The organism is Aeromonas sp. (assembly GCF_050633025.1).
GTDB lineage: Bacteria > Pseudomonadota > Gammaproteobacteria > Enterobacterales > Aeromonadaceae > Aeromonas.
This window is the reverse complement of record NZ_JBODRQ010000202.1, coordinates 1-4,145: the sequence shown is the minus strand read 5'-3', so window position 1 is coordinate 4,145 and position 4,145 is coordinate 1. Positions and strand designations below refer to the sequence as shown.

The window sequence follows — 4,145 nt, the reverse complement described above, 5'->3', positions numbered from 1 at the left end:
AACCAGGGCCCGCCCTGCTGCACCCGCTTAATCCACCAGGCCATGCGACCGGTGGGATCATGGGGGCCGCACAGCACGCCCGGGCGCAGGATGCAAAGCCGCTCGTCCCAGCGGGCGCGATACTCCTGCTCGCACAACACCTTGAGCGGGCCATAGTCAGTGGGCATTTCCCCTTCGGGAATAGCATGCAGCGGCGCCGACTCATCCATTCCGGGCATTGAGAAATCGCGATAGACGCTGATGGTGGAGATAAAGATCAGCCGCTCACAGCGCCCGAGCAAAGCTGCCGAGAGGCTCGCCGCCTGCTCGGGGCGATAGCAGCAGGTGTCGATGGCGAGATCCCACTGCAACCCGGCCCCTTGCAGGGCGCTCAGGCTCTTGTCCCTGTCGCCGGTGAGCTGCACCAGATCGCGCCAGTCCGGATGCTGGTGCAGGCCACGGTTGAACAGGGTCACTTCATGGCCCCAATCCAGTGCCAGCGCGGTGAGGTGGCGCCCCAAAAAGCCGGTGCCACCGATAATCAGCAGTTTCATCCCTCTCCCTCCCCTTCGGCGCGAGTGCGCACATTTCATCCTGACACGCCAGTTGCCTCCACCCTACGCAACTTGACGGTATGGCACAGCCCCCGACTGGCCGGGATGGGACAGGGATCACGGCAACGCCGCAGAAAAGGGCGTAGTGAGGCCGAACCTGCGTTTTGGGGCCACCTGTGCTAAATTGCCGGGGTTTTCAGTCAGGATCCGCCATGAAGTTCGAAATCGACACCCTCGGGATCATCCGCTCTCCCTACAAGGAGAAGTTCGCCATCCCCCGCCAGCCCGGACTGGTCAAATCGGCCCGCGCCCGCCTCGAGCTGCTCCCCCCTTACGATCAGCCGGATGTGCTGCGCGGCATCGAGCAGTTCTCCCATCTGTGGCTCAGCTTCGTCTTTCACCAGACCATGGCGCAGGGCTGGCACCCGACGGTGCGCCCGCCGCGCCTTGGCGGCAACGAGCGGGTCGGCGTCTTTGCCACTCGCTCCACCTTCCGCCCCAATCCGCTAGGGCTCTCGGTGGTCGAGCTGCACAGGGTCGGTCGCGAGCGGGGCAAGCTGTGGCTGGAGCTGGGGGCGGTGGATCTGCTCGATGGCACCCCCATCGTCGATATCAAACCCTATATTCCCTATGCCGACAGCCTGCCGGATGCCCGTGGCGGCTTTGCCCCCGACGCCCCCACCCCGCCGCTGGCGGTGAGCTTCAGTGCCGCAGCCGAACAGCAGTTGCAACCCTGGCTCAAGGCTCACCCCGAGCTGCGCCAGCTGGTGAGCGAAGTGCTGGCGCAAGATCCTCGCCCCGCCTACAAGAAGGGCAAGCCCGATGAGAAGGAGTACGGGGTGCGGCTGTTTGACTGCAACGTCCGCTTTCGCATCAATGAACCCGCGTGTCTGGTAGTGGCCATCGAGCAGGCTACACCCTGATCGGCCTGCACACGGTAGCAGTCCTCTATCACCACCATCTTCTCAAAGACAACACCCTCACCAATATGCCGCCGCGCCACAGCTAACGGGTGAAAAAGCAACACAGAGGGGGCCATCATAACCCCCACTTTTTATCTGTAGGCAATCCCACCAGCATGGCTGCCGACCAGTACGCCAGCGACAACTCTCTTGAAAAACGCCAACGGGACCATGGTTAAATTGCCAGTAGGCGCAAACACTGACGTTCCGCTGATTCAGTCCCGATACAGCCGGGATGCAATAGGATTCGAATTGACTCTCAGCGATATACACTTTCTAATTGACAGCCTGGAACCCTATGACCTCCCACATCATGAAAATTCTGTTGGTCGAAGACGACAAGCTGCTCAATCACCACCTCTCCTCTCTGCTGACCGAAGCCGATAATCAGGTCTACAGCACCGACCGAGCTGAGATTGCACTGCACTACGCCGCCGACTATCCCATTGATGTGGCCATCATCGACCTCGGTCTGCCCGATATGGACGGCCTGCACCTGATCCGGCAACTGCGCGAACGGCAAATCCCCTTCCCCATCATTGTGCTGACCGCCCGTGGCAACTGGCAGGACAAGGTGGAAGGACTGGAAGCAGGGGCCGATGACTATCTGGTCAAACCGTTCCAGAAAGATGAGCTGCTGGCCCGACTCAATGCGCTGGTACGCCGCAGCGCCGGTTTTATCTCGCCCAGAGTGAAGGCCGGTGATTACGAGCTGGATCTCTCCCGCAAGGAGCTGACCATCGCAGGAGAGGTGGCGGTACTCACCAGCTTTGAATACCTCATTCTGGAGTACCTGATGCGCAACGCCCGTCAGGTGGTCTCCAAGCAGCAACTGCTCGACCAGCTCTACGGCGACGGCGAAGGGGATCCCAACACCATCGAGGTGATGGTGAGCCGCCTGCGCAAGAAGCTGGATCCGGAGGGGACGATTCAACCCATCTCCACCATCCGGCGTCAGGGTTATATCTTCAACCTCTCCTGTAACTGATGCAGTTTCATCTGCCGCGCCCCATCAAGATGATCCGCAGCTCACTGCACATCAAACTGCTGCTCAGCTCGCTGCTGGTCATCGCGCTGATCATGGGGTTTGCCGTCTACGCCCTCTACCTCGGCCACGTCGAGGAGCAGACCCAGAAGGCCAGCGCCCGGATGCAGGAGAACCTGGCCAAGCTGTTTTCCTCCACCGAGCCGGATGACAAGGGGTCGAACATCGAGCTGGGGCGGATATCCCGTGGTGCGGGGGATCGCAACCTCGATACCCTGATCTGCCGCGCCGATGGCGATCTGGTCTGGTCGAGCCTCCATATGCCGGAGGTGATCAAGGCCAAACAGACCATCTGCGGCGATCTGATGAAGTATCTGGGGGGGATGGATCTCGACTACTTCTTCAAGAAGCACACCATCAAGAACGGCGAGAGCTACTTCGTCTACAGCTTGCGGTTTATCCGCAATCCCGGCAGCGGCACCACCGCCTACTACGTGGTGATGATCGACTCGGCCAAACGCTATCACGAAGAGTCCCGCACCTATCTCTACCAGACCGCCAGACAGGCGCTGCTCGCCTATATGCTGCTGGCCGGGCTGCTGCTGCTCACCACCTTCTGGAGCCTCAGCTCCCTGCGCACCATCGCCCGTCAGATCGACGATATCCGGGCCGGCAAGCGCGATGACCTCTCGAGCGATTTTGAGCGGGAGCTGGCCCCGCTGACCGACTCCATCAACCAGCTGCTGGAGAACGAACGCCAGCAGACCCAGCGCTACCAGCACGCCCTCAACGATCTCGCCCACAGCCTGAAAACCCGGCTGGCGCTGATCCAGATCACCACCCGCGAAGTGAAGCTGGGGCGGGAGATCCACGACAACATCAACGAGCAGATCCTCACCATGGATCAGATGATCCAGTATCAGCTCCGACGGGCCGTGACCGGCCGCCAGCGCCTTGCCAGCAAGGGCACCGAGCCGGTGCCGATGATTGAAAAACTGCTGGCCAGCCTGACCAAGGTCTATCGCCACAAGAAGCTGCAAACCCACTTCAAGTTCGATGATGACGCCCTCTTTCACGGCGAACAGGGCGACCTGATGGAGCTGATGGGTAACCTGCTCGACAACGCCTGCAAGTTTGCCATCAGCGAAGTGAAGGTGACGGTGCGCCGCCATCTCGACCGGCTGCGCATCGAAGTGGAAGATGATGGCCCGGGTATCGACCCGGCCAAATCGGAGCAGATCTTCCAGCGCGGCGTTCGCGCCGACAGCTCGCCGGGTCAGGGCATAGGTCTGGCGGTGGTGACCGAAATCGTCCACAGCTATGGCGGCCAGATCCGGGTCGATGAATCCCCCCTCGGCGGCGCCCGCTTTACCCTGGATCTGCCCTGATCGGCGTAACCCGACCTCACCGGGCATAACCCTATCACCGGGCTCCCGACATCGGGGGCCAGGTGATAACGCCAAGCAAAAACGGATTACAGACCAGCAACCGCTACCCTTTCCACCATTCCCGCGCGGGGGTGTTGCGCCAACCTCGTCTACCCCCTATCATTGCGCGGATTTAACAGTTTTTGAGCCACGCCACCAAGACGATGGTTCATCTTTATCTGACCAAGGTTAATCTCATGCTCAAATCCCCACTGTTGCCCCGTTTCGGGGATCTGGT

Annotated in this window: 4 protein-coding genes and 1 pseudogene; 4 read left to right on the top strand and 1 reads right to left on the bottom strand. The window is 60.8% G+C overall.

Going from position 1 to position 4,145, the window contains the following annotated elements:
- A partial coding sequence (locus ACRAUW_RS17115) for an NAD-dependent epimerase/dehydratase family protein (RefSeq protein WP_431363239.1) occupies positions 1 to 533 on the bottom strand: 533 nt, incomplete at its 3' end.
- Between the two features lie 212 nt (positions 534 to 745).
- On the opposite strand from ACRAUW_RS17115, the gene tsaA reads away from it, so the two are divergent.
- The 4 genes and pseudogenes from tsaA to ACRAUW_RS17095 all read left to right on the top strand — a co-directional run bounded on the left by tsaA (position 746) and on the right by ACRAUW_RS17095 (position 3,868).
- Positions 746 to 1,456, top strand: coding sequence for a tRNA (N6-threonylcarbamoyladenosine(37)-N6)-methyltransferase TrmO (tsaA, locus tag ACRAUW_RS17110; protein WP_431363238.1), 711 nt, complete (start codon positions 746 to 748; stop codon positions 1,454 to 1,456).
- A pseudogene (locus ACRAUW_RS17105) lies at positions 1,444 to 1,542 on the top strand (cytochrome B); the annotation flags it as partial. The gene tsaA and the pseudogene ACRAUW_RS17105, both read left to right, overlap by 13 nt.
- A 266-nt stretch (positions 1,543 to 1,808) precedes the next feature.
- On the top strand, positions 1,809 to 2,483 hold the full coding sequence (locus ACRAUW_RS17100) for a response regulator (RefSeq protein ID WP_431363237.1): 675 nt from the start codon (positions 1,809 to 1,811) through the stop codon (positions 2,481 to 2,483).
- On the top strand, positions 2,483 to 3,868 hold the full coding sequence (locus ACRAUW_RS17095) for an ATP-binding protein (RefSeq protein WP_431363236.1): 1,386 nt from the start codon (positions 2,483 to 2,485) through the stop codon (positions 3,866 to 3,868). Before ACRAUW_RS17100 ends, ACRAUW_RS17095 begins: the two co-directional genes overlap by 1 nt.
- The last annotated feature ends 277 nt before the right edge of the window (positions 3,869 to 4,145 follow it).